The sequence below is a fragment of the Burkholderia sp. SRS-25 genome (assembly GCF_004343765.1).
GTDB lineage: Bacteria > Pseudomonadota > Gammaproteobacteria > Burkholderiales > Burkholderiaceae > Burkholderia > Burkholderia contaminans.
In genome coordinates, this window is the sequence record NZ_PTXM01000024.1 from 40,735 (window position 1) to 66,002 (window position 25,268).

Here is a 25,268-nt window from a genome sequence, read left to right on the forward strand (position 1 = left end):
CGGTCAGTTCAATGCAGTGTCGGCGACGGGCCATCCGGCGCCGCATCGGCGAGCGGGCGCACCGAACCTTCGACGATGCGCGCGCCGAAGTCGCGCACGAGCTGCTGGACGAACGGATCGCCGTGAATCTCCTGCTCGGCCTCGCGCTGGCGTGCCGCGCGCGCGGCCGCATCGAGCGCCGCCGCGGTGCGCCGCGCGGGCCCGACTTCGACGGCCACCTCGACCGGCTTGCCGAGCGCATCGGCCAGCGCGGCCTTCAGCTTCGCGACCTGCGCGGCGTCCGCATATTGCGGCACCGGTACGGAAAGCTTCAACGTCGTCGCATCGACAGCCGTCAGTTCACTGTTGAACGCGAGCTGGTACGCGACGCCCTTGAGCGGCAGCCGCGCGGCCAGCGCCGGCCATTCGCCGTCGAAGCCGACCGGATCGAGTGCGATCGCAGGCGGCAACGGACGCGTGTCGACCGGTGCGGACGGACGGGTTTCCGCCGGCCTCGGCGCCACGCGTACATCGTCGGGGCCGCTGTCGAATACCGGCACGAAGCCATCGTCGGGCGGGCCGCCGAACATTTCGTCGGCGCTGAGCGGCACGTAGTCGTCGGGCGGGATGTCCTCCCACGGCGGCGACGCCTGGCGCGAATCGGCTGCCTGCGGTGCACGGGCGGCAGCGCGCGGCGTCGGCACCTGGACGGCGGCGGGACGCGGTGCGGCCGGCTTCTCGGCGGCCGGCTGGGCAGCCGTTTTCGCGGCGGCGGCGCCTGCGCGCCCGCGGTCGGACGACACGCGCATCCCCGCATTGCGCAACACGTCGAGCGCGGCTGCGGCTCCTCCGGAACGCGCCGCCGGACGCGCGGCGGGCCCAGGCGGCGCAGCGCGCGGCATCGGTTCGGCCGGAGCAGCCGGCTCGTCGCTTCGCTGCGTAACGGCAGCAGGCGGGGCAGCAGGCGGCTCGGGTTCCTTGCGTACAGATGCCGGGTTATCGCCAGCCGGCTCCGCTTGCGGTGCTGCAGCCGTCTGCGACTGCGGGATTTCGATGACGGGCGCGTCAATCGGGGCCGGCGCGGCTGCTTCGACGGCAGCCGGCTTCACGGCCGGCCGGTCCGTTTCGTCGCCGGACTGCACCGGCGCTGCCCGCACAACCGGTGCCGCGGGCGCTGCCGGGGCAATAGCCTGCGGCCGCACTGCTTCGGCCGGTGTAGTCGATACCGGCTTCGCCGCAGCGGCCGATGCCGCCGCCACGCGCGGGCCCGGCACCGCACGCGGCGCGGACGGCTGGCCGCCCGGCGCACTGCCGGCGGCAACCGTCGGCTCGAACGCGAGCATCCGCAGCAGCGTCATCGTGAAACCAGCGTACTCGTCCGGCGCCAGGCCGAGCTCGGCCCGACCGACCGTCGCGATCTGATAGAACAACTGGACCTGCTCGGGGCTCAGCGTCTCGGCGAAGCGGCGCAGGTCGCCCGCTTCGGGCCATTCGTCGAGCACCGAGCCCGGCGCGAACTGCGCCCACGCGATGCGATGCAGCAGGCTCGCGAGATCCTGAAGCGCGGTCGAGAACGACAGGCTGCGCAGCGACATCTCGTCGGCAATCGCCAGGATTTCCGGGCCGCTGCCTGCGGCGAGCGCGTCGAGCAGACGCACCATGTAAGTCTGGTCGAGCGCGCCGAGCATGCCCGACACGGCCGATTCGGTCACCTCGTTCGCCGAATAGGCGATCGCCTGGTCGGTGAGCGACAGCGCGTCGCGCATGCTGCCCTGCGCGGCACGCGCGAGCAGGCGCAGTGCCTGCGGCTCGAACGTGATCTGCTCTTCACCGAGGATCCGTTCGAGATGCGACACGATGTGCCCGGCCGGCATCTGCTTCAGGTTGAACTGCAGGCAGCGCGACAGCACGGTCACGGGGATTTTCTGCGGATCGGTGGTCGCGAGGATGAACTTGACGTGCGGCGGCGGCTCCTCGAGCGTCTTCAGCATCGCGTTGAACGCGTGATTCGTCAGCATGTGCACTTCGTCGATCATGTAGACCTTGAAGCGCGCATCGACGGGCGCGTACACCGCGCGCTCGAGCAGCGCGGCCATTTCGTCGACGCCGCGGTTGCTCGCGGCATCCATCTCGACGTAATCGACGAATCGCCCTTCGTCGATCTCGCGGCAGGCTCGGCACACGCCGCACGGCTGCGACGTGACACCGGTTTCACAATTGAGTGCCTTGGCGAAGATCCGCGACAGCGTCGTCTTGCCGACACCGCGGGTTCCGGTAAACAGATAGGCGTGATGGAGACGCCCGCCGTCGAGCGCGTGCGTAAGCGCCCTGACGACGTGCTCCTGGCCGACGAGCGAAGCGAAATCCTTCGGACGCCACTTGCGTGCGAGAACTTGATAGGTCATCGGGAAATTGTATCAGTAACGCTGCGTCGCGCCGACACGCGAAACGGTGCGGAAGACAGGCAACGCGCAGGTAAAACGGAGTGTGGTGCAGAAATAAAAAACGCCCGGCGAACGGGGCGAGAAGGAAGGTGACGAGCCCGACCCTCGGCACTGGCGGAAAACGATTGTGGCTGCTTCGTTCCCGACCTGACCAGGTTCACCGCCCCACCATGCGAGGAGGCCCGTCACGGCATATTCTATCACCGCTTCCGGATGAATGCGACCGTTTGTTCGCACCAATGCGAATTTGACCAGACAAACCGACGCACATCGGGCTCCACGAAGCCCACCGGACGCGAACGGGCTGCGCGTCCACCCCTTGTAATTTGCGATCCGGCCTCCACCTGCTGGACACGACGGTCGAACGTCGCGTCGTACCCCTACTCGCGTAGCGGCTACTATCGCCGCCCGCAGCAGATAGCAATTTAGGCTAATATGACGCCCGAACGACCCGCGAGCCGCGGCATGCAGCGCTTACACCCCTCCTTTCCGGAGAGCGGAGTGACCTGCCGCAGCGGCCGGCAGCCAACGGCAGCCGGTTCGCCGCAACGCGCAAGCAGGCAGTCCCCGAACCGTAAGAGGTATTGACCCAATGAGCGAACAGATCAAACACATCAGCGACGCATCGTTCGAACAGGACGTCGTCAAATCCGACAAGCCCGTGCTCGTCGATTTCTGGGCCGAATGGTGCGGCCCGTGCAAAATGATCGCCCCGATCCTCGACGAAGTCGCGAAGGACTACGGCGACAAGCTGCAGATCGCGAAGATCAACGTCGACGACAACCAGGCAACGCCCGCGAAGTTCGGCGTGCGCGGCATCCCGACGCTGATCCTGTTCAAGAACGGCGCGGCCGCCGCGCAGAAGGTCGGCGCGCTGTCGAAGTCGCAGCTCACCGCATTCCTGGACAGCCACCTGTAATACAGGCAGTTCCGCGGACGTGTTGTCAGCCGGCAACACGTCCGTCGACAACCCGCCGATCGCTCGCTCAAGCGCGAATCGGCCTATGCTAGAATTAAAAAACGTCTACAAGACGCATTTAAGTCTCTGAGCGCTTCCGCTCGCCCTCCTCCCTTTATTTCTTTCGTCGTCTCCTCCCTGGCGGGTTCTCCGTATGCATTTATCCGAGCTCAAGTCTCTGCACGTCTCCGAACTGATCGAAATGGCCAATGGCCTGGAGATCGAAAACGCGAACCGCCTGCGCAAGCAGGAGCTGATGTTCGCCATTCTCAAAAAGCGCGCCAAGACGGGTGAGACGATCTTCGGCGACGGTACGCTCGAAGTGCTGCCGGACGGCTTCGGCTTCCTGCGCTCGCCGGAAATGTCGTACCTCGCGAGCACCGACGACATCTACATCAGCCCGTCGCAGATCCGCCGCTTCAACCTGCACACCGGCGACACCATCGAAGGTGAAGTCCGCACGCCGAAGGACGGCGAGCGCTACTTCGCGCTGGTGAAGGTCGACAAAGTCAACGGGCAGCCGCCCGAGGCCTCGAAACACAAGATCATGTTCGAGAACCTCACGCCGCTGCACCCGAACAAGCCGCTGTCGCTCGAACGCGAAATGCGCGGCGAGGAAAACGTCACGGGCCGCATCATCGACATGATCGCGCCGATCGGCAAGGGCCAGCGCGGCCTGCTCGTCGCGTCGCCGAAGTCGGGCAAGACCGTGATGCTCCAGCACATCGCACATGCGATCAAGCAGAACCACCCGGACGTGATCCTGTTCGTGCTGCTGATCGACGAACGCCCTGAAGAAGTGACCGAAATGCAGCGCTCGGTCGCCGGCGAAGTGATCGCCTCGACGTTCGACGAACCGGCCACGCGCCACGTCCAGGTCGCCGAAATGGTGATCGAGAAGGCCAAGCGCCTCGTCGAAATGAAGCACGACGTCGTGATTCTGCTCGATTCGATCACGCGTCTCGCACGCGCGTACAACACCGTGATCCCGGCATCGGGCAAGGTGCTGACGGGTGGTGTCGACGCGAACGCATTGCAACGTCCGAAGCGCTTCTTCGGCGCGGCGCGCAACATCGAGGAAGGCGGTTCGCTGACGATCATCGGCACCGCGCTGATCGAAACCGGCAGCCGCATGGACGACGTCATCTACGAAGAGTTCAAGGGCACCGGCAACATGGAAGTGCACCTCGAGCGCCGTCTCGCGGAAAAGCGCGTGTATCCGTCGATCAACCTGAACAAGTCGGGCACGCGTCGCGAAGAAATGCTGATCAAGCCCGAGATTCTTCAAAAGATCTGGGTGCTGCGCAAGTTCATCCACGACATGGACGAAGTCGAAGCGATGGAATTCCTGCTCGACAAGATCCGCCAGACGAAGAGCAACTCCGAGTTCTTCGACCTGATGCGCCGCGGCGGATAATCGCCCACGCCACGCACCAAAAAGACGGCCGCCCGCGCATCCCGCCCGGCGGCCGTTTTTCGGCGTCAACCTGAACGTGAACGTACAGGTTGATCTATAATCGCGTCATCGCCCAAACCCGATCCTCCTCCCGATGCCGAACGACACCTCCACCCCGCTGCTGACCGTGAGCGATGCGGCGTCACGGCTCGGCGTCACGCCGCGCACGCTGAAGTATTACGAAGAGCGCGGGCTCGTCACGCCGTCGCGCAGCGAAGGCCGCTACCGTCTCTACGACGAGACCGACCTCGAGCGCTTCGCGCGTATCCTGCGGCTGCGGGCGCTCGGCTTCTCGCTACACGGCATCACGGAAATGCTGAAGCGCCCGCTGGAAGAAACGGGCGACGGCCGGCGCCGCTATTCGGACGCATCGCTGCGCGACATCCGCACCGGCCTTGCCGAGCAGATCGACACACTCGACCGGCGGATCGCGGCCGTCCAGCGCGAACTGAAGGAAGCCGTCGCGCTGCGCAAGGAGCTGCAACACGACATCGACTACGTCGATCGGCGTCTTGCCGGCGAAAACGCCGATGCGCTGATTGCGCAGCGGCAGGCCGAAGCCGGCACGCGGCGCGCACGCAAGGCGCGCGAATGAACGCGATGCCCGGTCGCTCGCCGCTGTGGAGCCGCGCGAACCTGCGCGCGGACCTTTTCCCCTGGGCGCTCGCGCTCGTGACCGGCATCGACTATTTCGACAACGCGGTCTTCTCGTTCTTCGCGAGCTACATCGCGGGCGGCATCAACGCATCGCCCGACGAGCTCGTGTGGTCGTCGAGCGCCTATGCGATCACAGCCGTGCTCGGCATCCTGCAGCAGCAATGGTGGGTCGACCGGCTCGGCCATCGCCGCTACGTCGCCGGCTGCATGCTGATGTTCTCGTTCGGCGCGATCGCGGCAGCGCTCGCCGACACGTCGCTCGAACTCGCGTTCGCGCGCGGCTTTCAGGGATATTTCATCGGCCCGATGATGGGCGCGTGCCGGATCCTGATCCAGATCAGCTTCAAGCCGCAGGAACGGCCGCCCGCGACAAGCGCGTTCCTGATCATGATCCTGCTCGGCAGCGCGCTCGCGCCGATCGTCGGCGGCCTGCTCGTCGCACATTCGACGTGGCGCGCGCTGTTCGCGTGCTCGGCGCCGGCCGGCATCGCGTTTGCGGTCCTCGCGCTGCTCACGCTGCCCGATTCGGGCCGGACACCCGACGACGAACGCGGCTCCGGACACTTCTGGCCGTATGTCGTGTTCGCGCTCGCACAAGGTGCACTGCAGATCGTGCTGCAGCAGGTGCATTACCAGCTCTACAGCGGCTCGCCCATGCTGATCCTGCTGACGATCGTGGGGATCGGCGCGCTTGCGTGGTTCGCGTATCACCAGTGGAATCACCCGACGCCGCTCGTGCGCCTGCACGCGTTCCGCGAACGGACGTTCCAGGTCGGGCTGCTGCTCTACATGTTCTATTACTTCGAGTCGACGGGCTTCAGTTACCTGACCTCGCGTTTTCTCGAAAGCGGGCTCGGCTATCCGGTCGAGAACGCCGGGCGGCTGGTGGGCACGATGTCGCTGATTTCGGCCACCGCGCTGTTCGCGTACCTGCGTTACGCGAAATTCGTCACGCACAAGAAGTGGTTCGTCGTGCCGGGGTTCGCGATCGCCATCACGGCCGCGCTGTGGATGACGCGGATGACGCCGCAGGTCGGCGAAGCCGCACTGATCGTCCCGCTGCTGCTGCGCGGATTGCTGCTGCTCTTCATCGTGCTGCCGGTGGCCAACCTGACGTTCCGGATCTTCGCGATCGACGAATATACGCACGGCTACCGGCTGAAGAACATCGTGCGGCAACTGACGATCTCGTTCGCGACGTCGTCGGTGATCATCGTCGAACAGCACCGCGTGGCCGTGCACCAGACGCGGCTCGTCGAGCGCGCGAACGTGTTCGACCCGCTCTTCCGGCAGACAGTCGATGCGCTGACGCGCAGCTATGCCGCCGCCGGCCACGCGCTGAACGAGGCGCACGGTCTCGCGATCGCGTCGATCGCGCGCATGGTCGCGCAACAGGCGTCGTTCCTCGCGTCGCTCGACGGCTTTTACTTCCTGGCGGGCGTGGCGCTCGTCGGCGGTCTCTTTGCGGCATGGCAAAAAGAGATCGATTGAGTTAAAAGACAGGCTTTGGATTTCCGCGAGCCGCCTTCATGCTCTCGAAACTGACCCGCTGGTTCGACGACCGCCGCCGCGACCGCGCGCTGCGCAGCCACCCGATTCCCGACGCGCTGTGGCAGGACACCGTCGAGCGCCTGCCGTTCCTCGCGGCACTGCCGCCCGACGCGCTCGGCCGGCTGCGCGAACTGACGAGCCTGTTCGTCGCGAAGAAATCGTTCTCGACCGCACACGGGCTCGAGTTGACCGACGCGATGATCGTCGCGATCGCCGCGCAGGCCTGCCTGCCCGTGCTGAATCTCGACCTGTCGCTGTACGACGGCTGGGTCGGCGTCGTCGTGTATCCGGGTGAATTCGTGATCCGCAAGACGGTGCAGGACGAGGACGGCGTCGTGCACGAAGTCGAGCAGGATGCGAGCGGTGAGGCCTGGGAAGGCGGCCCCGTGATCCTGTCCTGGGAAGACGCGCAGATGACGGACGGCCACGACGCGTACAACGTCGTGATCCACGAGTTCGCGCACAAGATCGACATGGTCAACGGCGCGGCCGATGGCTATCCGCCCCTATTTCGGCGGTGGCACGCGCCGCACCTCGATGCGCAGGCCTGGGCCGACGTGTTCGAACACGCGTACGACCAGTTCTGCGCGCGCGTCGACGCGGTGCCGGACCGTGCGTGGGCGCGCTTCGAGCGGGATTCGCTGATCGATCCCTATGCAGCCGACCACCCGTCGGAATTCTTCGCGGTATGCAGCGAAGCGCTGTTCGTCCGGCCGAAAGCGTTCGAGTCCGAATTTCCGGAGCTGTACCGGCTGCTCGCGCGCTACTACCGGCAGGATCCGGCCGGCACCGGCGCGCTCGACGCACCGTGAAAATTATTCGTCAACCATCTGATTTTCTGGCATAATCGCCGTTTTTCGACCTTAGGCAAGTGGCTCGCGCCGGGCTTGGCGTGGTCTGGTTTGCGCAATGTGCGCGTTCCGGTACGACAAGCGGCGGGTTGGCTACCGCTCTCACCAAGGAAAGACCATGAAAGAAGGCATCCACCCGAACTACCGCGAAGTCGTCTTCCAAGACATGTCGAACGGCTTCAAGTTCATCACGCGCTCGACGATCCAGACGCGCGAAAACATCGAACTCGACGGCAAGACCTACCCGCTCGCCAAGATCGAAGTGTCGTCGGAATCGCACTCGTTCTACACGGGTCAGCAAAAGATCATGGACACGGCAGGCCGTGTCGAGAAGTTCAAGAACAAGTTCGGCGTTCGCGCCAGCGGCAAGGCGAAGTAAGCTTCGCATTGCATCCGGTGGTTGCATTGCACCGGTACCGCACAAAAGGGCAGCCGAGGCTGCCCTTTTTTGTCTCTGCTCGCCCGGCAGGCGCCAGCCTGCGCCCGGGTATCGACCTGACGCGCAACAGCGGGCGCGTCTACAATGCCGGATGCTCGAAACCGGCTCGACCGCGCGCATCCGCGCCGGCCACCCGCCCATAACAAATCGCTCATCTGCATGAAGCCTGTCGTCCGTCTCACCGCCTCCGCCACGCGCGCGCTACCGCGCTGGCTGCTGCTCACGCTCTGCTTCGTCTACGCCGCGTTCGGCCTGTTCGGCCGCGACCCGTGGAAGAACGAGGACGCGGCGGGCTTTGGCGTGATGTGGACGATGGCCAAGGGCGGCTGGCACGACTGGCTGCTGCCGAACCTGGTCGGCAAGTTCATCACGACCGACGGGCCGCTCGGCTACTGGTTCGGCGCGCTGTCGATCCGCGGCCTCGGCCCGTGGGTCGACGCGAGCAACGCGTCGCGCGTCGATACCGGCATATTGTTCTGCGTCGCATGCGCATTCGTCTGGTACGCGGCCTACCTGCTCGGCCGGCGTGCCGAGGTCCAGCCGTTCAAATACGCATTCGGCGGCGAGCCCGAGCCGCGCGACTACGGCCGCACGCTCGCCGACGGCGCGCTACTGGTGCTCGTCGCCTGCTTCGGTCTCGCGGAGCGCGGGCACGAAACGACGCCGCAGCTTGCGCAGTTCGCGTGGATCGCGATGCTCGTCTACGGGATCGTGCGCGGCATCGACAAGCCGATGCAGGGCGCGCTGTGGTGGGGCCTCGCGATGGGCCTCGTCGCGCTGTCCGGCAATCCGGTGCTGGTCGTCGCCCTGCTCGCCGGCACGGCCGTGCTGTGGCTCGTCACGCCCGAGATGCGCAACCTGCGCCTGCCGCTGGTCGGCGTACCGCTCGCGGCCGCGATCTTCGCGCTGTGGCCGCTGGCCGCGTTCGTCGCGGCACCCGACGACGCCGCATGGTTCTTCAACCAGTGGATTCACGGCAGCCTGATGCGCTTTTCGGGTCCGCCGACCGCCGTGCTCGGCTATGCGGCAAAGAACCTGCCGCTGTTCACATGGCCCGCGTGGCCGCTCGCTATCTGGGCGTGGTGGAGCTGGGCCGGCATGCGCCGCCGTGCGCACGTCGCGATTCCACTGTCGGTCGCGGTGCCTCTCGTCGCGCTCGTGATCCTGCAGAGCCAGCAGTCGAACCGCATGTACATGCTGCTGCTGCCGCCGCTCGCGGTGCTCGCGACGTTCGCGCTGCCGACCCTCAAGCGCGGCGCGATCAACGCGATCGACTGGTTCGCGGTGCTGAGCTTCACGATCCTCGGCACCTTCGTGTGGCTCGTCTGGCTCGCGTCGCTCACGGGCTTCCCGCACCCGCTCGCGCGCAACCTCGCCCGCCTCGTGCCCGGCTACGAGCCGCACTTCAAGATCCTGTCGTTCATCTGCGCGGTGATCGCCACCGTGTGCTGGTGCTTCCTCGTGCGCTGGCGCATCTCGCGGCAGCCGAAAGTGCTGTGGCGCAGCGTCGTGCTGTCGGGTGCGGGCACCACGCTGATGTGGGTGCTGCTGATGACGCTGTGGCTGCCGATCGTCAACTACGGCCGGACCTATCGCGACGTCGCGCAGCAGATCGCCGTGCACCTGCCGTCCGACTACGAGTGCATCTCGCCGGTGCGGCTCGGTGACGCGCAGATCGCAACCTTCGCGTATTTCGGCAACATGCGCTTCGATTTCTCCGGCGACTGCGACGTGATCCTGCGCCAGGACCGCTCGGACTTCGGCGAGCCGAGCTCGATGTCGCAATACGTGTGGCGTCTCGTGTGGGAAGGCCGGCGCGCCGCCGACCGTGACGAGCGCTTCCGCCTGTACGAGCGCATCGAACGGCCGAAGACGCCCGTCAAACGGCGTCCGCCGCGCCGCCAGCCGGCCGATTGACGATGTTCGGCGACATCCGCCGGATCGTCGGTCTCGCATGGCCGGTGCTCGTCGGCCAGCTTGCGATCATCGCGTTCGGCGTGATCGACACCGCGATGGTCGGGCGCTATTCGGCCGTCGATCTGGCCGCACTCGGGCTCGGCTCGTCGATCTACATCTCGATCTATATCGGCCTGACGGGCATCCTGTCAGCGCTGCAGCCGATTACCGGGCAGCTGTACGGCGCGCGCCGCTACGCCGAGATCGGCGAGGAAGTGCGCCAGGCGCTGTGGCTCGCGTTGCTGCTCGCGGTGCCCGGCTTTCTTCTGCTGCATTTTCCCGAACCGCTGCTGCGCGTCGCGCACACACCCGCCGCGCTGCACGACCGCACCGTCGACTACCTGCGCATCCTGTCGTACGGGCTGCCCGCCAGCCTCGTCTTCCGCATCTACAACGCGCTGACCAACGCGGCCGGCAAGCCGCGCCTCGCGATGATCCTGCAGATCGGCGCGTTGCTGCTCAAGTTTCCGCTGAACGTGTGGTTCATCTTCGGCGGGTTCGGCGTGCCAGCCCTCGGCGGCCCCGGCTGCGGGCTCGCCAGCACGCTGATCAACTGGGCGCTCGCGCTGATCGGCTACACGCTGCTCGCGAAGCTCGACGTGTTCGCGCCGCTCGCGATCTTCTCGCGCTTCTGCTGGCCGGTGTGGGAACGCCAGAAGGCGATCCTGAAACTCGGTGTGCCGATGGGCCTGTCGTACCTGATCGAGGTCACGTCGTATACGTGCATGGCGCTGTTCATCGCGCAGTTCGGCACGACGACGCTCGCCGGCCACCAGATCGCCGGCAACATCGGCGCGGTGCTGTACATGACGCCGCTGTCGATCGGCGTGGCGGCGTCGACGCTGGTCGCGCGCGCGCTCGGCGCCGGACGGCCCGAGGAAGCCCGGCTGCTCGGCCGGCACAGCGTGATCTTCGCGTGCGGCATCGCCGCGACCTACGGCCTGCTCGTGTTCGTGCTGCGCCCGCTGATCATCGGCGGCTATACGCCGAACCCGGCCGTCGCCGCGGCCGCGATGCCGCTCGTCGCGATCGTCGCGTGCTACCACGTCTTCGATGCGCTGCAGGTCACGTCGGCGTTCGTGCTGCGCGCGTACAAGGTGGCGGTCGTGCCGACCGTGATCTATGCGGTCGCGCTGTGGGGCGTCGGGCTCAGCGGCGGCTACGTGCTCGGCTTCGACGTGGGCGGGATCGCGCCCGCGTGGCTGACCGGTGCGCGCGGCTTCTGGTTCGCGAACACGGTCAGCCTGATGCTCGCGGGCGCCGGGCTCGTGTTGTACCTGCGCCGCGTCAGTCGTGCGCACGCCACCGCTTCCACGTCCGCCTGACGCACCGCCCGCTACGTCTCCTCCAGCACGTCGGCCGCGTGATACGACGACCGCACGAGCGGGCCGGCGACGACTTCCCTGAAACCGAGCAACAGCGCCTCGTCGCGCCACGCGGCGAATGCGTCCGGACTGACGTAGCGCCGCACCGGCAGATGGTGCGCGGACGGCGCGAGGTACTGGCCGAGCGTCAGCACGTCGACGTCATGCGCACGCAGGTCGCGCAGCGTGTCGCGCACTTCGTCGTCGCACTCGCCGAGCCCGAGCATCAACCCCGATTTCGTCACGAGTCCCGGCCGTGCCAGCTTCGCCTGCGCGAGCAGTTCGAGCGAGCCGCGATAGTCGGCACCCGGCCGCGCCGCCCGATACAGCGACGGCACCGTCTCGATGTTGTGGTTGAACACGTCGGGCCACGCCGTCGACAGCGCATCGAGCGCGCGGGCCACGCGGCCTCGGAAGTCCGGTGTCAGCACTTCGACGCCGATGCCCGGCACGCTTGCGCGCACCGCCGCGATGCACGCGGCGAAATGCGCGGCGCCGCCGTCGCGCAGGTCGTCGCGGTCGACCGACGTGATCACGACGTAGCGCAGCCCGAGCGCCGCGGCCGCATCGGCCAGCCGCGCGGGCTCGTCGGCGTCGAGCGGCTCGGGACGGCCGTGCGCGACGTCGCAGAACGGGCAGCGCCGCGTGCACAGGCCGCCCATGATCATGAAGGTCGCCGTGCGCTGCGCGAAGCATTCGCCGATGTTCGGGCACATCGCCTCCTCGCAGACGGAATGCAGCCGATGGTCGCGCAGCACGGCCGCCATGTCGGCGACCGCCGCGCTCATCATCGGCCGCGCGCGCAGCCACGGCGGCTTCGGCAACGCCGCACCGGCCGCGGGCTCGACGCGCACCGGAATGCGCGCGAGCTTGTCACGGCTTCTCGCGCCCGGCTGGCCGAGCGCCGTGAGGCTGGGTCGTTCGAGCGCGGCGGCCATCGTCAGCCTCCGAGAAACGCGACGATCAGGCGGTTCACGTCGGCGGCCGCCTCCATCTGCACCATGTGCCCGCTGCCGGCGATCACCTCGGCCCGCACGCCTTCCGGCAAACCCTGCGCGTGCTGCGCCGGAATCACCTGGTCGCGCTCGCCCCAGATGACGAGCGTGCGCGGCGCAAGCATCGCGAGCCGGTCGCGGAACACGCGCCGCTGCGCGGCGCCGTCGAACGCGGCATTCGCGATCTTCTCGAGCGCGGCCTGCACGCCCTCGAGCCGCTTGTACTTGACCAGATCCTCGACGAGCTGCCGCGTGACCAGCGCGTGGTCCGCGAACAGCGCGCCGAGGTGCGGCTTCAGTGTGTTGCGGCTGTTGCCGGCGACGAAGCCGTCGATGTAAGTACGGTTGATGTCGGTGCCGAGCCCGGCGCTCGCGATCAGCGTCAGCGATGCGATGCGTTGCGGCGCGCGCTCGGCCGCCGTCATCGCGACTGCGCCGCCCATCGAATGGCCGATCAGGTGAGCTTTGTCGATGCCCTTCGCATCGAGCAGCGCAAGCACCGCATCGGCCAGTTCGTCGAGGCTGCCCGTCTCGACCGCCTTGCCCGACTCGCCATGACCGGGCAAATCGAGCGCCCACACCGGCCGGTGCGCGGCGAGATCCGCGTGATTGAACAGCCAGTTGTTGAGATCGCCGCCGAAGCCGTGGATCAGCACGGCGGGCGTGCCCGCGCCTTCACCGAGCTTCAGGAAGCGCACCGTCCGGCCGCCGATCTGCGCCTTTTCCGGCTGCGGGCCCGCTGCTTCGTCGGAGGCCGCGCTCGGCACGAAGTCACGCTGGAAATCGGCGATCGCCGCATCGATGTCGGCATCGCTCGCGTCAGCGGCGGCGACGACGCCGAGCAGCGCACCGACCGGCAGCGTCTCGCCCTCCTGCGCGACCTGCCGGCGCAGCGTGCCGTCGAACGCGCATTCGACGCCCGACGAGATCTTGTCGGTCTCGACGTCGAGCACTTCATCGCCCTTCGTCACGCGTTCGCCGAGCGACTTCAGCCAGCCGTTGACCTGCCCCTGCTCCATCGACAGCCCCCACTTGGGCATCGTGATCATGTGAATCGACATCGTGTCAGCTCCTCGTCTTCAGGACCGCCTGCGCAATCGCATCGGCGGACGGGATATACAGGTCTTCCAGCACGCTTGCGAACGGCGCGGGCGTATGCGGCGCGGTCACGAGTTCGATCGGCGCCTTCAATGCATGGAACGCGCGCTGCGCAACGAGCGCGGCAATATCGGTCGCGATCGAACAGCGCGGGTTCGCCTCGTCGACGACCACCACGCGCCCGGTGCGCTCCGCGCTTTCGAGGATCGTGTCCTCGTCGAGCGGCGACGTCGTGCGCAGGTCGATCACGTCGACCTGGATGCCGTCCTTCGCGAGCTTCGCGGCCGCGTCCATCGCGAGATGTACCATCCGGCCGTACGTGACGATCGTCGCGTCGTCGCCGTCGCGCATCACGCTCGCTTCGCCGAACGGAATCGCATAGGACTCCTCCGGCACATCGCCTTCGCGGGTATAGAGCAGCTTGTGTTCGAGGAAGATCACGGGATCGTTGTCGCGGATCGCCTGGATCAGCAGCCCCTTCGCGTCGTACGGCGTCGACGGGCACACGACCTTCAGCCCCGGAATGTGCGTGAACAGCGACGTGAGCATCTGCGAATGCTGCGCGGCCGCGCGAAGGCCGGCGCCGTACATCGCGCGGATCACGACCGGCGTCACGGCCTTGCCGCCGAACATGTAGCGGAACTTGGCGGCCTGGTTGAAGATCTGGTCGAAGCACACGCCCATGAAATCGATGAACATCAGCTCCGCGACGGGCCGCATCCCGCACGCGGCAGCGCCGACCGCCGCGCCGATGTAGCCCCCTTCGGACAACGGCGTATCGAGCACGCGGCCCGGAAACTTGTGGAACAACCCTTTCGTCACGCCGAGCACGCCGCCCCACGCGTCGTCCTCGCCCGGCGCGCCCGCGCCGCCTGCATTGTCCTCGCCCATCACGATCACGCTGTCGTCGCGCGCCATTTCCTGCGCGAGCGCTTCGTTGATCGCCTGCGAATAAGTGATCTTCCTTGCCATGTCTGTCTCCTGGAATGTTCGGTTCGCCGTGTCGGCCGCGGTGTCAGGCGGCGCTCACGGGTACGACACGTAGACGTCGGTCAGCAGGTCGGCCGCGTCGGGTACCGGCGCGGCCTTGGCCTGCGCGACCGCATCGTCGATCAGCGCCTTCACCTGGGCATCGACCGCGCGCAGGTCGGCGGTCGTCAGCGCTTCGGCCCGCACGACGCGCGTTTCGAAATGCTTCAGGCAGTCCTTTTCGTCGCGCAGCTTCTGCACTTCGCCGGGTGCGCGATAGGTTTGCGCATCGCCTTCGAAGTGGCCGAAATAGCGCGTGAACTTCACCTCGACGAGCGTCGGCCCGCCACCGTTGCGCGCACGCTCGACGGCCTCGCCGAGCGCTTCGTGCACCGCGAAGAAGTCGAAGCCGTCGACGATCACGCCCGGCATCCCGAACCCGTTCGCGCGATCGGCGATGTTGTCGGTCGCGACCGACCAGCTCGACGACGTCGCTTCCGCATAGCCGTTGTTCTCGGCCACGAAGATCGCGGGCAGCCGCCACACCGACGCGAGGTTCATCGATTCGAAGATCACGCCCTGGTTCGATGCGCCGTCGCCGAAGAAGCACACGCCGACGCCGCCGGTCTTCCTGTGCTTCGCCGCGAGCGCCGCACCGCAGACGAGCGGGCCGCCCGCGCCGACGATCCCGTTTGCGCCGAGCATCCCCATCGCCAGGTCGGCGATGTGCATCGAGCCGCCTTTGCCGTGGCAGACGCCCGTCTTCTTGCCGTAGATCTCGGCCATCATTCCGTGCACGTCGACTCCCTTCGCGATGCAATGGCCATGGCCGCGGTGCGTGGTCGCGACGTAGTCGTCGAGGCCGAGGTGCAGTATGGTGCCGACCGCGGACGCCTCCTCGCCCGCATACAGGTGAACGAAGCCGGGGATCTCGCCGGTCGCGAATTCGACGTGCAGGCGCTCCTCGAATTCGCGGATCGTGCGCATCAGCCGGTAGGCGTCCAGCAGCGTGTCCCTGCTGAGCTGTGTCGAAGCGGTCATGTGTGTCTCCTGAGTAGGTCTGACTGCGAATGCCGCCGCGGCCGGGGCCGTGGCGACGGATTTCACGGCCCGCGGCCGTCAGTGGAACGTGAAGCCGCCGTCGACGTTCACGGCCTGGCCCGTCACGTTGTCCATCGTCGCGAAGAACAGCGCGAGCCGGCCCATGTCCTCCGGCGTCTGCGCGCGGCCCTGCGGAATCAGCGTCAACTGGTGCCGCTGCCACGACGCCTCGACCGATTCGCCGTCGGTCTTCCATTCGTCGGACAGCCGGTCCCACATGTAGGTCCGCACGATGCCGGGGCAGATCGCGTTGACGGTCACGCCGTCACGCGCGACCTCCTTCGCGAGCGCGTTCGTGAAGCCGACGACCGCGAATTTCGACGCGCTGTAGTGCGCGAGATTCGGAAAGCCTTCCTTGCCGGCGATCGACGCGACGTTGATGATCCGGCCGCGGCCCTGCGCCTTCAGCGGCGCGAGCGCCGCGCGGCACCCGAGGAACGTGCCCTTCGCGTTCACGTCCATCACGAAATCCCAGTCGCGCTCGGTCAGTTCGCCAACCGGATGAATGCTGATCACGCCCGCGCAGTTCACGAGGATGTCGAGCCGGCCAAGGTCGGCGAGCGCCTGCGCAACCATCGCGTCGACCTGCGCGGCCTGCGTGACGTCGACCTTCGCAACCGCCGCCCGGCGGCCGAGCGCGCGTACCTCGCTCGCGGTGGCGTCGAGTGCGTCGTCGAGCAGGTCGGCCAGCAGGATGTCGGCGCCCGCGCCGGCAAGCGTCAGGGCAATGCCGCGGCCGATGCCGCGCGCGCCGCCCGTGACGATGGCGACCTGTCCTTCGAGTGGGGCTGTCATGGCGATGTCTCCTTGTCGATCGTTATGGATGTCGAAATGTCACGCGGTAAAACGGGGCGTCAATAGCGCCAGTCGCCGGCATCGCGCAGCAGCTGACGTGACGACGCGTAACGCAGCGTGCGGCCGACGTCGACCGTCAGCGGCCCACGCCAGTCGAGCGAGATCTCGTAGCGATCGCCGCGCGCGACCTCGATCTCGCGCTCGCCGTCGAACGCGAGCGTGCCGTGCTCGAACGGAATCGTCTGCCACGCACCGGGCTCGAGCCGCTCGCAACTGCGCATCACGACGCGATCGACGCGGCCCGGCGCGATCGGCGCGACGAGCGGCGTGCCAGCTGTCTCGCCATCGGCCGCGAAGCGCATCGCGAGCCCGTGCGGCGCACTGCGTTCGAGCGGCGCCCACGCGCCGCCGAGCGCGGACAGGCCGATCCCGTCAGGCTCCGCAAACGTCAGGTAGAGCGAATCGATGTCGTCGGACCCCGAGATCGCGCGGGCGCCGATGAAGCGCTGCCGCGCAGCGCACACATCGACGAGCGCGATCTCCTCACGCCCCGGCTGCGCGCCCGCCACGCAGCGCACGACGAGCCGCTTGTTGCGCGTGAACGCGACTTCGGCCGGCACGGCGCCGGTCGCGGCGAGGCCTGCCGCGACGCCGGCCACGGTGGCTTCTCGATGTTCGGGAAATGCGTTGTTGGTGCCGGTGGACAGCGCGACGAGCGGCGTCGCGCCGCAGTGCGCGGCAACCGCGCGATGGGTGCCGTCGCCGCCGAGCACGACGATCAGCGCGACTTCCATCCGGTGCAGGTACGCGGCGCCGGCCTGGGTATCAGCGACGGTGTCGGTGATCGGCAGGTCGACGAACTCGACCTCGGGCCAGCGCTCGTGCGGCGCGACCGCACGGTGCGTATCGAGCGCACGCAGCAGCAGCGTCGCGATGCCCGTCCGGTCGCGCAGCGTCAGCACGCGCTCGACGCCCATCGCGCCGAGGCCGGCCAGCAGGCGCACGATCATGTTCGCCTTCTCCGCCGTCGGAAACACGGAGGCATGCGTCGTGAGGCGGCGGATATCGCGCCCCGATGCGGGGTTCGCGATCACGCCGACGGTAACGGGCATCGTCACGGGTTCGTCTCCATCCAGTTGGCCGGCCGCGGCGCGTTGGCGTGCCGAGGCCCTGCCTGTCTCGTCCGCTGCCATCGCCGGGCGGCGGATCGTCGTCGACGCAACCGCGCCGACTTGCCCGTGATCTCTGCAAGCGGCGTGCCACCATGCTTGCGATGAACGTGAAACCCTTGTGATTGCTGACGCGGCGGGGATGCCGGTGTTTCGGATTCGTCGCCGGAAGGACGAAGCGCGCGGCCATTCGGCCCGCTCGTCTCACAGCGCCGATACGACGAAACGGCCACCGTGACGCTGCTGCAAGCGCACCGCCCTGCCTGCAAACCCCGCCCTATCGCGGCGCCGCGCAGGCCGCTTCATGCCGGACGATCTCCACCTGTCGCACACGCACACGTCTCAACGACACGAGACAGCCCGCGATACCGTGAGACGAACGTCTCAGGCCCGCCGCGTGCTGCGATGCAATGTGATCCGTCGAACGGGATGTGCTACAAGGACATCGCATCCCCGCCGTACGGAACCGGAGCCGACCATGCCCTACGCAGTCCCCCAGGCCCAGCATGCCGACCGAGTGCTGGGCGCGCTCGCCGGACGCCTGCCCGCGCCGGCCGACTCCACGCGCCTCGTGTCCTCGTGGCAGCGGTCCCTCGAGCGTTACAGGCTCGACCCCGCTTCATCGATCGGCCCGCGCGTGCTGACCGCGGCCGAGCTCCGCGAAGTACGCGACAAGGAGGAGGCCTTCCTGCGCGCGTCGGGCCAGTGCCTGACGCGGCTGCACGACATGATCCGCGTCGCGGACTACTGCGTGATGCTGACCGACGCGCACGGCGTGACGATCGACTACCGGATCGACCGCGAGCGCCGCAACGACTTCCGCCACGCGGGGCTGCACATCGGCTCGTGCTGGTCGGAAAGCGAGGAAGGCACCTGTGGCGTCGCGAACGTATTGACCGATCTCGCGCCGATCACCGTGCACAAGACCGATCATTTTCGTGCGGCGTTCACGACGCTCACCTGCAGCGCGGCACCGATCTTCTCGCCGGCTGGCGAGCTGATCGGCGTGCTCGACGCGTCGGCCGTTCATTCGCCCGACGGCCGCGACAGCCAGCGTCTCGTCTATCAGCTCGTGCGGCAGAGCGCGGCGCTGATCGAGGACGGCTACTTCGTGCACAGCACCGCGCAGCACTGGATCCTGTTTGGTCATCCGAATCGTCACTACGTCGAAGCGCAACCCGAGTGGCTGATCGCGTTCGACGAATGCGGCAACATCGTCGCGGCAAACCGGCAGGCGCGCGACGCACTGCCGGCACTGCGCGAACCGCGCCATATCGACGAGATCTTCGATGCGACCGAAATGCCGCTGCGCGATGCCGCGCGGCTCGATGCGATCGTCGCGCTGCGGCTGCGCGCGACCGGCGCGCCGCTCTATGCGCGGCTGCGTGCGCCGCTACGGCGCACTGGCCGCGAGCCCGGAACGGCCTCGCGCCGCCCGGGAAGCGCGCAACGCCACGTCGGCGCGCTGACGCCGTTTCTGCAAAGCAGCGATGCGCATATCGCGCAACAGGCTGAACTCGCGCTGCGTGTCGCGAGCAAGCGGCTGCCGATTCTCGTGCTCGGCGAAACCGGTGCGGGGAAGGAAGTATTCGCGCGCGCGATCCACGATGCCGGCGCGCGGCGTACGCGGCCGTTCGTCGCGGTCAACTGCGGCGCGCTGCCGGAAGCGCTGATCGAGAGCGAACTGTTCGGCTATGCGGCCGGCGCGTTCACCGGCGCACGCAAGCACGGCGCGCGCGGCAAGATCGCGCTCGCCGACGGCGGCACGCTGTTCCTCGATGAAATCGGCGACATGCCGCTCGCGCTGCAGACGCGCCTGTTGCGCGTGCTCGCCGATGGCGAAGTCGTGCCGCTCGGCAGCGATACACCCGTACGCGTCGATCTCGACGTGATCTGCGCGACGCACCGCGATCTCGCGCGCATGGTGGCCGACGGCACGTTCCGCGAGGATCTGTACTACCGGCTGAGCGGCGCGACGTTCGAACTGCCGCCGCTGCGCGGGCGTGCCGACGTGCGCGACGTGATCGCCGCCGTATTCGCCGAGGAAGCGCACGCCACGGGCCACGTGCTGACGCTCGATGCGACGCTCGCCGAACAGCTCGCCGCGTATCCGTGGCCCGGCAACGTGCGGCAATTGCGCAACGTGCTGCGCTATGCGTGCGCGGTGTGCGACGCTGCGCGCGTGACACGGCGAGATCTACCGGCCGATATCGCCACGCAGCTTGGCGGCACGTCGCCCGGCACGCTGCCCGACGACGAACGCGGCCGCATCGTCGCGGCGCTCACCGCGCATCGCTGGCGGCCCGACGCGGCCGCGCATGCACTCGGCATCTCGCGTGCGACGCTGTACCGGCGCATCGCGAAGCACCGGATCGTCGCGCCGCACCGCGCGTGATACACCGGCGCGCGCTTCTTCATGCGGGCTGCCCGGCCGCTTCGCTCACGTCTGCCGCGTTGCCGGCCGCTTCGTCGCGCCGCGTGAACACTTCGTGCGCGGCGAACAGCGCGTTGAGCGCGGCCGGCATCCCCGCGTACACGGCCATCTGCATGAACACCTCGACGATCTCGTCGCGCGTGCAGCCGACGTTCAGCGCGGCCTCGATATGCACCTTCAACTGCGGTTGCGCATTGCCGAGCGCGGCCAGCGCCGCGATCGTCGCGATTTCTCGCGCTTTCAGGTCGAGCTGCGGCCGGCTGTAGATGTCGCCGAAACTGAACTCGACCAGGAGCCGCCCGAAATCCGGCGCGATCGGCGCGAGCGCCGCGATCACGCGCTCGCCCACTTCGCCGTCGATTTCCTTCAGTTTGTTCCAGCCGCGCGTGTAGCGGTCTTCAACGAGTCGTTCCATTGTGTCCGTCCTGTTCCGATAGAGAGTGAGAAGGTCTTGCCCGTCGAGCCATATCCCGCTCCTGTGCCTCATAGTTCACGATCTTGTCGCTGATCACATCGAGGCTCGCCTGCAGCTCCGCGATATGCGCGCGCACTGCGTCGTGATGTGCGACGAGCAGGCTGCGCCGCGCACCGAAGGTCGACTCGCCTTGCGCGCGCAGCGCCGCGAACGCCTGCATCTGCGCGATCGGCATGCCGGTCGCCTTCAGCCGCATCACGAAGGCCAGCCAGTCAAGGTCGGCCGGTGCATAAAGCCGGTGCCCGGCCGCCGTGCGCGAAATCGCGCGCAGCAGGCCGGCCTGCTCGTAGTACCGCAGCGTATGCGTCGACAGGCCGGTCATTTCGGCGACCTGGCCGATCGTCAGCGGGCCGGCAGAGGCGGAGGAAGGTTGGGTCACGGTTTTCGACATGGCAGGAACAAGGTTAGGAGTTAGAGTTCACTCTAAGTCAAGCCCTGTCGAACAGCCAGTGCGGCGATCGTCAGCGACGCCCCGGCGACACCGTAAAGAATGGTCAAAACCACCGCCCGGCGAAGGTTTCGGTCTTTACAGCGTCGCAAGCCTTCAGCAAGATTCGGTCAGCCTGTCTTAAAAAGGGCACGCATTTGTCCTATGCTTAACGGCGACGCCCGGTCGGGCGTCGCCCAGCCGTCCGTCGCAACAGCCATTCATCCGTCAGAACCAGGGAGCCTTTGCCATGCTGAAAAAGCTGCTGATGCTGTTCGTCGCGCTATCGCTGTCGCTCGCCGCAGGGCTTGCCGCAGCCGTCGAAGTCAACACGGCTGACCAGGCCGCGCTCGAATCCGTGAAGGGTCTCGGGCCCGTGAAGTCGAAGGCGATCATCGACGAACGTACCAAGAACGGCCCGTTCAAGGACGCGGACGATCTCGCGAATCGCGTCAAGGGCCTCGGCACGAAGTCGGTCGGGCATCTCGAGGAAAACGGCCTGACGATCGGCGGCTCGTCGACGCCACCGAAGGGCGTGAAGCTGTCGAAGCCGGCCGCGACGACCTCGGCAACGACGTCGGCCGGCACGGCGTCGACGTCCACGACCGCGACGGCCGGCACGACGGCCGCCGCACCGGCACCGGCGGCAAGCGCGCCGGATACGGCGGCGAAGCCGGCCAAGGCCAAGCGCACGACGAAGAAGGAAAAAGCGGCCGCAGCGGTGGCGGCATCCGCCGATGCGGGTGCGAGCGCACCGGCCGCGGCCTCGTCGGCAAAAGCGACGAAGGGTTCGAAGAAGAAAAGCAAGAAGGACAAGGCAGCCTCCGCCGCCGCGGCGTCGGGCGCCTGATGTGCGCCGCGCGCGCGACGGCGTGCGCGCGGCATTCGTTCAACGGGCGCCCACGGCGTGGCGCCCTTATCGGTAAAGGTGAAGAACCATGGGTCTCCTCGACATCGTTGGCGGTCTGCTCGGCGGCCAGGCCGGCGGCAACTCGCAAAGCGCGCTGATCACGACCGCGCTCGAATTCATCAACAACCAGCCGGGCGGCCTGAATGGCCTGATCGAGAAGTTCAAGGCCGGCGGCGCGGGCGATATCATCGGCTCGTGGGTCGGCACCGGCCAGAACCAGCCGATCTCGCCGGACACACTGCAGAACGTGCTGGGCTCGGATGCGATCGGTGCGCTTGCGAGCAAGTTCGGTGTCGATCCGTCGATGGCCTCGACCGTCCTCGCGCAAGTGCTGCCGCACGTCGTCAACCACGCGACGCCGGACGGCGCGGTGCCGGCCGATGGCCAGGCACAGGTCGACCCATCGAACGTGCTCGGCTCGCTGTCGCAGATCGCCGGCATGTTCGGCGGCAGCAAGCAGGGCTGACGCGCTGCGTCGTTGCGACGCTCCATAAGCAAACACCCCGCCGAGGCGGGGTGTTTGTTTTTGCGCGCCCGGCGCAAACCGGGCGGCGGCCGGAGGCCTGCGATCAGTGAACGACGCGGTCGAACACGAACTTGCCATCCTGGACGTCGACCGGAATCACGTCCTTCGGGCCGAAGCGGCCCGCCAGGATGAGCTTCGCGACCGGGTTCTCGATCTCCTGCTGGATCGCGCGCTTCAGCGGACGTGCACCGAACAGCGGATCGTAGCCGACCTTGCCGATCTGTTCGAGCGCCGCTTCCGACACTTCGAGCGCCATGTCGAGCTTCGCGAGCCGGTCGTGCAGGCGTGCGAGCTGGATCTTCGCAATCGACTCGATGTTGCTGCGGTCGAGCGCATGGAACACGACGACGTCGTCGATCCGGTTCAAGAACTCGGGGCGGAAATGCTGCTTCACCTCGAGCCACACGGCGTCCTTGATCTCTTCCTGCGGCGAACCCGTCATCGCCTGGATCACCTGCGAGCCGAGGTTCGACGTCATCACGATCACCGTGTTCTTGAAGTCGACCGTGCGACCCTGCCCGTCCGTCATGCGGCCATCGTCGAGCACCTGCAGCAGCACGTTGAACACATCCGGATGCGCCTTCTCGATCTCGTCGAGCAGGATCACGCTGTACGGCTTGCGACGCACGGCTTCCGTCAGGTAGCCGCCCTCCTCGTAGCCGACATAGCCCGGCGGCGCGCCGATCAGCCGCGCGACGCTGTGCTTCTCCATGAACTCGCTCATGTCGATACGGATCAGGTGCTCTTCCGAGTCGAACAGGAACGACGCCAGCGCCTTGCACAGCTCGGTCTTGCCGACACCCGTCGGCCCGAGGAACAGGAACGAGCCGTACGGACGGTTCGGATCGGCGAGACCCGCGCGCGAACGGCGGATCGCATCGGCCACCGCGCTGATCGCCTCGTGCTGGCCGACCACGCGCTCATGCAGCTTTTCCTCGATGTGCAACAGCTTCTCGCGTTCGCCCTGCATCATCCGCGACACCGGAATACCGGTCGAACGCGATACGACTTCCGCGATTTCCTCGGCGCCGACCTGCGTGCGCAGCAGGCGCGGACGCGTCGGGTTGTGCTGCTCCTGCTCTTCGGCCTGCGTGACCTGCTTCAGTTGCGCCTCGAGCTGCGGCAGCTTGCCGTACTGCAGCTCGGCAACCTTCTCCAGCTTGCCGTCACGCTGCAGCCGCGCGATGTCCGCACGCACCTTCTCGATCTCTTCCTTCAACTGCGCGCTGCCCTGCACCGCGGCCTTCTCGGCGGTCCAGATTTCCTCGAGGTCCGCATATTCGCGGCCGAGACGCTCGATCTCTTCCTCGATCAGCTGCAGGCGCTTCTGCGACGCTTCGTCCTGCTCCTTCTTCACGGCTTCGCGCTCGATCTTCAGCTGGATCAGGCGACGGTCGAGCTTGTCCATCTCTTCGGGCTTCGAATCGATTTCCATCTTGATCTTCGAAGCGGCTTCGTCGATCAGGTCGATGGCCTTGTCCGGCAGGAAGCGATCGGTGATGTAGCGGTGCGACAGCTCGGCCGCGGCGACGATCGCCGGGTCGGTGATGTCGACGCCGTGGTGCAGTTCGTACTTCTCCTGCAGCCCGCGCAGGATCGCGATCGTCGCCTCGACGCTCGGCTCGTCGACGAGCACCTTCTGGAAGCGGCGCTCGAGCGCGGCATCCTTCTCGATGTACTTGCGGTATTCGTCGAGCGTGGTCGCGCCGATGCAGTGCAACTCGCCGCGCGACAGCGCCGGCTTCAGCATGTTGCCCGCATCCATCGCACCTTCGGCCTTGCCCGCGCCGACCATCGTGTGGATTTCGTCGATGAAGACGATCGTCTGGCCTTCGTCCTTCGCGATGTCGTTGAGCACCGCCTTCAGGCGCTCCTCGAATTCGCCGCGATATTTCGCGCCGGCGAGCAGCGCAGCCATGTCGAGCGACAGCACGCGCTTGCCCTTCAGCGTCTCGGGCACTTCGCCGTTGACGATCCGCTGTGCGAGCCCTTCGACGATCGCGGTCTTGCCGACGCCCGGCTCGCCGATCAGCACCGGGTTGTTCTTGGTGCGGCGCTGCAGGATCTGGATCGAACGGCGGATTTCGTCGTCGCGGCCGATCACCGGGTCGAGCTTGCCCGCACGGGCCCGCTCGGTCAGGTCGACCGTGTATTTCTTCAGCGCCTCGCGCTGGCTTTCCGCGTCCTGGCTGTGCACCTGCGAGCCGCCTCGCACCGCGGCGATCGCGGCTTCGAGCGCCTTGCGCGTGAGGCCGTGCTGGCGTGCGAGCTTGCCGGCGTCGCCCTTGTCGTCGGACACGGCGAGCAGGAACATCTCGCTCGCGATGAACGTGTCGTTGAGCTTCTGCGCTTCCTTGTCGGCCTGGTTCAGCAGCCCGGCCAGTTCACGGCCGATCTGGATGTCGCCGCCCGTGCCCGTCACTTGCGGCAGGCGCGAAATGGCCTCGTTCAGCGCGCCTTGCAGCGCCTGAATGTGAACACCCGCGCGCGACATCAGCGAGCGCGCGGAACCGTCCTGCTGCGCGACCAGCGCCGCGAGAACGTGGACGGGTTCGATGTATTGATTGTCGCGGCCTGCCGCGAGGCTTTGCGCGTCCGCGAGTGCTTCCTGGAACTTGGTGGTGAGCTTGTCGATTCTCATTTAGTCGAGACCTCCAATTTTCGATTAACACCAAGATGAGGATGGTTATGCGGCTTTCAAGCGAAATTCGGGT

21 protein-coding genes and 1 other RNA gene are annotated in these 25,268 nt (G+C 67.2%); 11 read left to right on the forward strand and 11 right to left on the reverse strand.

The features are described from left to right. Positions 1–8 precede the first annotated feature (8 nt). Both C5O79_RS30345 and ffs read right to left on the reverse strand, forming a co-directional pair. Positions 9–2,384, reverse strand: coding sequence for a DNA polymerase III subunit gamma/tau (locus C5O79_RS30345; RefSeq protein ID WP_122474002.1), 2,376 nt, complete (start codon positions 2,382–2,384; stop codon positions 9–11). Between the two features lie 127 nt (positions 2,385–2,511). Continuing rightward, positions 2,512–2,610: signal recognition particle sRNA small type (gene ffs, locus C5O79_RS30350), an RNA gene on the reverse strand. 405 nt (positions 2,611–3,015) lie between these two features. Between ffs and trxA the strand changes: the two genes are divergently transcribed. From trxA to C5O79_RS30390, 8 genes are all read left to right on the forward strand, one after another. After that, entirely contained in the window at positions 3,016–3,342 is a 327-nt protein-coding gene (gene trxA / locus C5O79_RS30355; protein ID WP_006402348.1) for a thioredoxin TrxA, read from the forward strand. Positions 3,343–3,535: 193 nt separating this feature from the next. Continuing rightward, the gene (gene rho / locus C5O79_RS30360) at positions 3,536–4,798 is read left to right on the forward strand and encodes a transcription termination factor Rho (RefSeq protein ID WP_006478662.1); all 1,263 of its coding nucleotides are present in this window, start codon (positions 3,536–3,538) and stop codon (positions 4,796–4,798) included. 133 nt (positions 4,799–4,931) lie between these two features. Further along, positions 4,932–5,432 (forward strand): MerR family transcriptional regulator, encoded by a 501-nt coding sequence (locus C5O79_RS30365; RefSeq protein ID WP_039360302.1) that lies wholly within the window; start codon positions 4,932–4,934, stop codon positions 5,430–5,432. Then, complete coding sequence (locus tag C5O79_RS30370) at positions 5,429–6,985, forward strand: MFS transporter (protein WP_122474003.1); 1,557 nt, start codon at positions 5,429–5,431, stop codon at positions 6,983–6,985. The genes C5O79_RS30365 and C5O79_RS30370 overlap by 4 nt, the downstream gene beginning before the upstream one ends. A 38-nt stretch (positions 6,986–7,023) precedes the next feature. Next, positions 7,024–7,857 carry a M90 family metallopeptidase gene (locus C5O79_RS30375; RefSeq protein ID WP_046545861.1) on the forward strand — a complete coding sequence of 278 codons (834 nt, stop codon included), beginning with the start codon at positions 7,024–7,026 and terminating at the stop codon, positions 7,855–7,857. A gap of 157 nt (positions 7,858–8,014) precedes the next feature. Next, positions 8,015–8,275 carry a type B 50S ribosomal protein L31 gene (locus tag C5O79_RS30380; protein WP_006753671.1) on the forward strand — a complete coding sequence of 87 codons (261 nt, stop codon included), beginning with the start codon at positions 8,015–8,017 and terminating at the stop codon, positions 8,273–8,275. Between the two features lie 144 nt (positions 8,276–8,419). Continuing rightward, positions 8,420–10,252 (forward strand): glycosyltransferase family 39 protein, encoded by a 1,833-nt coding sequence (locus C5O79_RS30385; protein ID WP_122474004.1) that lies wholly within the window; start codon positions 8,420–8,422, stop codon positions 10,250–10,252. A 2-nt stretch (positions 10,253–10,254) separates the two neighbouring features. Then, a complete protein-coding gene (locus C5O79_RS30390; protein ID WP_046545863.1) occupies positions 10,255–11,616 on the forward strand; it encodes an MATE family efflux transporter in 1,362 nt (453 codons plus the stop codon). Positions 11,617–11,627: 11 nt separating this feature from the next. Here the strand turns inward: C5O79_RS30390 and lipA are convergent, their stop codons facing one another. The 6 genes from lipA to C5O79_RS30420 form a co-directional block, all read right to left on the reverse strand. Next, entirely contained in the window at positions 11,628–12,593 is a 966-nt protein-coding gene (lipA, locus tag C5O79_RS30395) for a lipoyl synthase (RefSeq protein WP_122474005.1), read from the reverse strand. 2 nt (positions 12,594–12,595) lie between these two features. Beyond that, a complete protein-coding gene (locus C5O79_RS30400; protein ID WP_122474006.1) occupies positions 12,596–13,711 on the reverse strand; it encodes an acetoin dehydrogenase dihydrolipoyllysine-residue acetyltransferase subunit in 1,116 nt (371 codons plus the stop codon). Positions 13,712–13,715: 4 nt separating this feature from the next. Next, positions 13,716–14,720, reverse strand: a complete 1,005-nt coding sequence (locus tag C5O79_RS30405; protein ID WP_039366915.1) for an alpha-ketoacid dehydrogenase subunit beta — start codon at positions 14,718–14,720, stop codon at positions 13,716–13,718. A gap of 54 nt (positions 14,721–14,774) precedes the next feature. After that, entirely contained in the window at positions 14,775–15,758 is a 984-nt protein-coding gene (locus C5O79_RS30410) for a thiamine pyrophosphate-dependent dehydrogenase E1 component subunit alpha (RefSeq protein ID WP_039366918.1), read from the reverse strand. 78 nt (positions 15,759–15,836) lie between these two features. Then, positions 15,837–16,613 carry an SDR family NAD(P)-dependent oxidoreductase gene (locus tag C5O79_RS30415; protein ID WP_046545866.1) on the reverse strand — a complete coding sequence of 259 codons (777 nt, stop codon included), beginning with the start codon at positions 16,611–16,613 and terminating at the stop codon, positions 15,837–15,839. Between the two features lie 59 nt (positions 16,614–16,672). After that, positions 16,673–17,731 (reverse strand): NAD(+)/NADH kinase, encoded by a 1,059-nt coding sequence (locus C5O79_RS30420; protein ID WP_122474007.1) that lies wholly within the window; start codon positions 17,729–17,731, stop codon positions 16,673–16,675. A gap of 529 nt (positions 17,732–18,260) precedes the next feature. Between C5O79_RS30420 and C5O79_RS30425 the strand changes: the two genes are divergently transcribed. Further along, positions 18,261–20,177, forward strand: a complete 1,917-nt coding sequence (locus C5O79_RS30425) for a sigma-54-dependent Fis family transcriptional regulator (protein ID WP_122474008.1) — start codon at positions 18,261–18,263, stop codon at positions 20,175–20,177. A gap of 19 nt (positions 20,178–20,196) precedes the next feature. Here C5O79_RS30425 and C5O79_RS30430 read toward each other — a convergent pair whose 3' ends face one another. Continuing rightward, on the reverse strand, positions 20,197–20,631 hold the full coding sequence (locus tag C5O79_RS30430; protein ID WP_122474009.1) for a carboxymuconolactone decarboxylase family protein: 435 nt from the start codon (positions 20,629–20,631) through the stop codon (positions 20,197–20,199). Next, positions 20,615–21,082 carry a MerR family transcriptional regulator gene (locus C5O79_RS30435; protein WP_039366933.1) on the reverse strand — a complete coding sequence of 156 codons (468 nt, stop codon included), beginning with the start codon at positions 21,080–21,082 and terminating at the stop codon, positions 20,615–20,617. Before C5O79_RS30435 ends, C5O79_RS30430 begins: the two co-directional genes overlap by 17 nt. A 286-nt stretch (positions 21,083–21,368) precedes the next feature. On the opposite strand from C5O79_RS30435, the gene C5O79_RS30440 reads away from it, so the two are divergent. Continuing rightward, a complete protein-coding gene (locus C5O79_RS30440; protein ID WP_122474010.1) occupies positions 21,369–21,968 on the forward strand; it encodes a helix-hairpin-helix domain-containing protein in 600 nt (199 codons plus the stop codon). 88 nt (positions 21,969–22,056) lie between these two features. Beyond that, the gene (locus C5O79_RS30445) at positions 22,057–22,494 is read left to right on the forward strand and encodes a YidB family protein (RefSeq protein ID WP_046545870.1); all 438 of its coding nucleotides are present in this window, start codon (positions 22,057–22,059) and stop codon (positions 22,492–22,494) included. Positions 22,495–22,597: 103 nt separating this feature from the next. On the opposite strand, the gene clpB is transcribed toward C5O79_RS30445, so the two are convergent. Then, complete coding sequence (gene clpB / locus C5O79_RS30450) at positions 22,598–25,195, reverse strand: ATP-dependent chaperone ClpB (RefSeq protein WP_122474011.1); 2,598 nt, start codon at positions 25,193–25,195, stop codon at positions 22,598–22,600. Between the last annotated feature and the right edge of the window lie 73 nt (positions 25,196–25,268).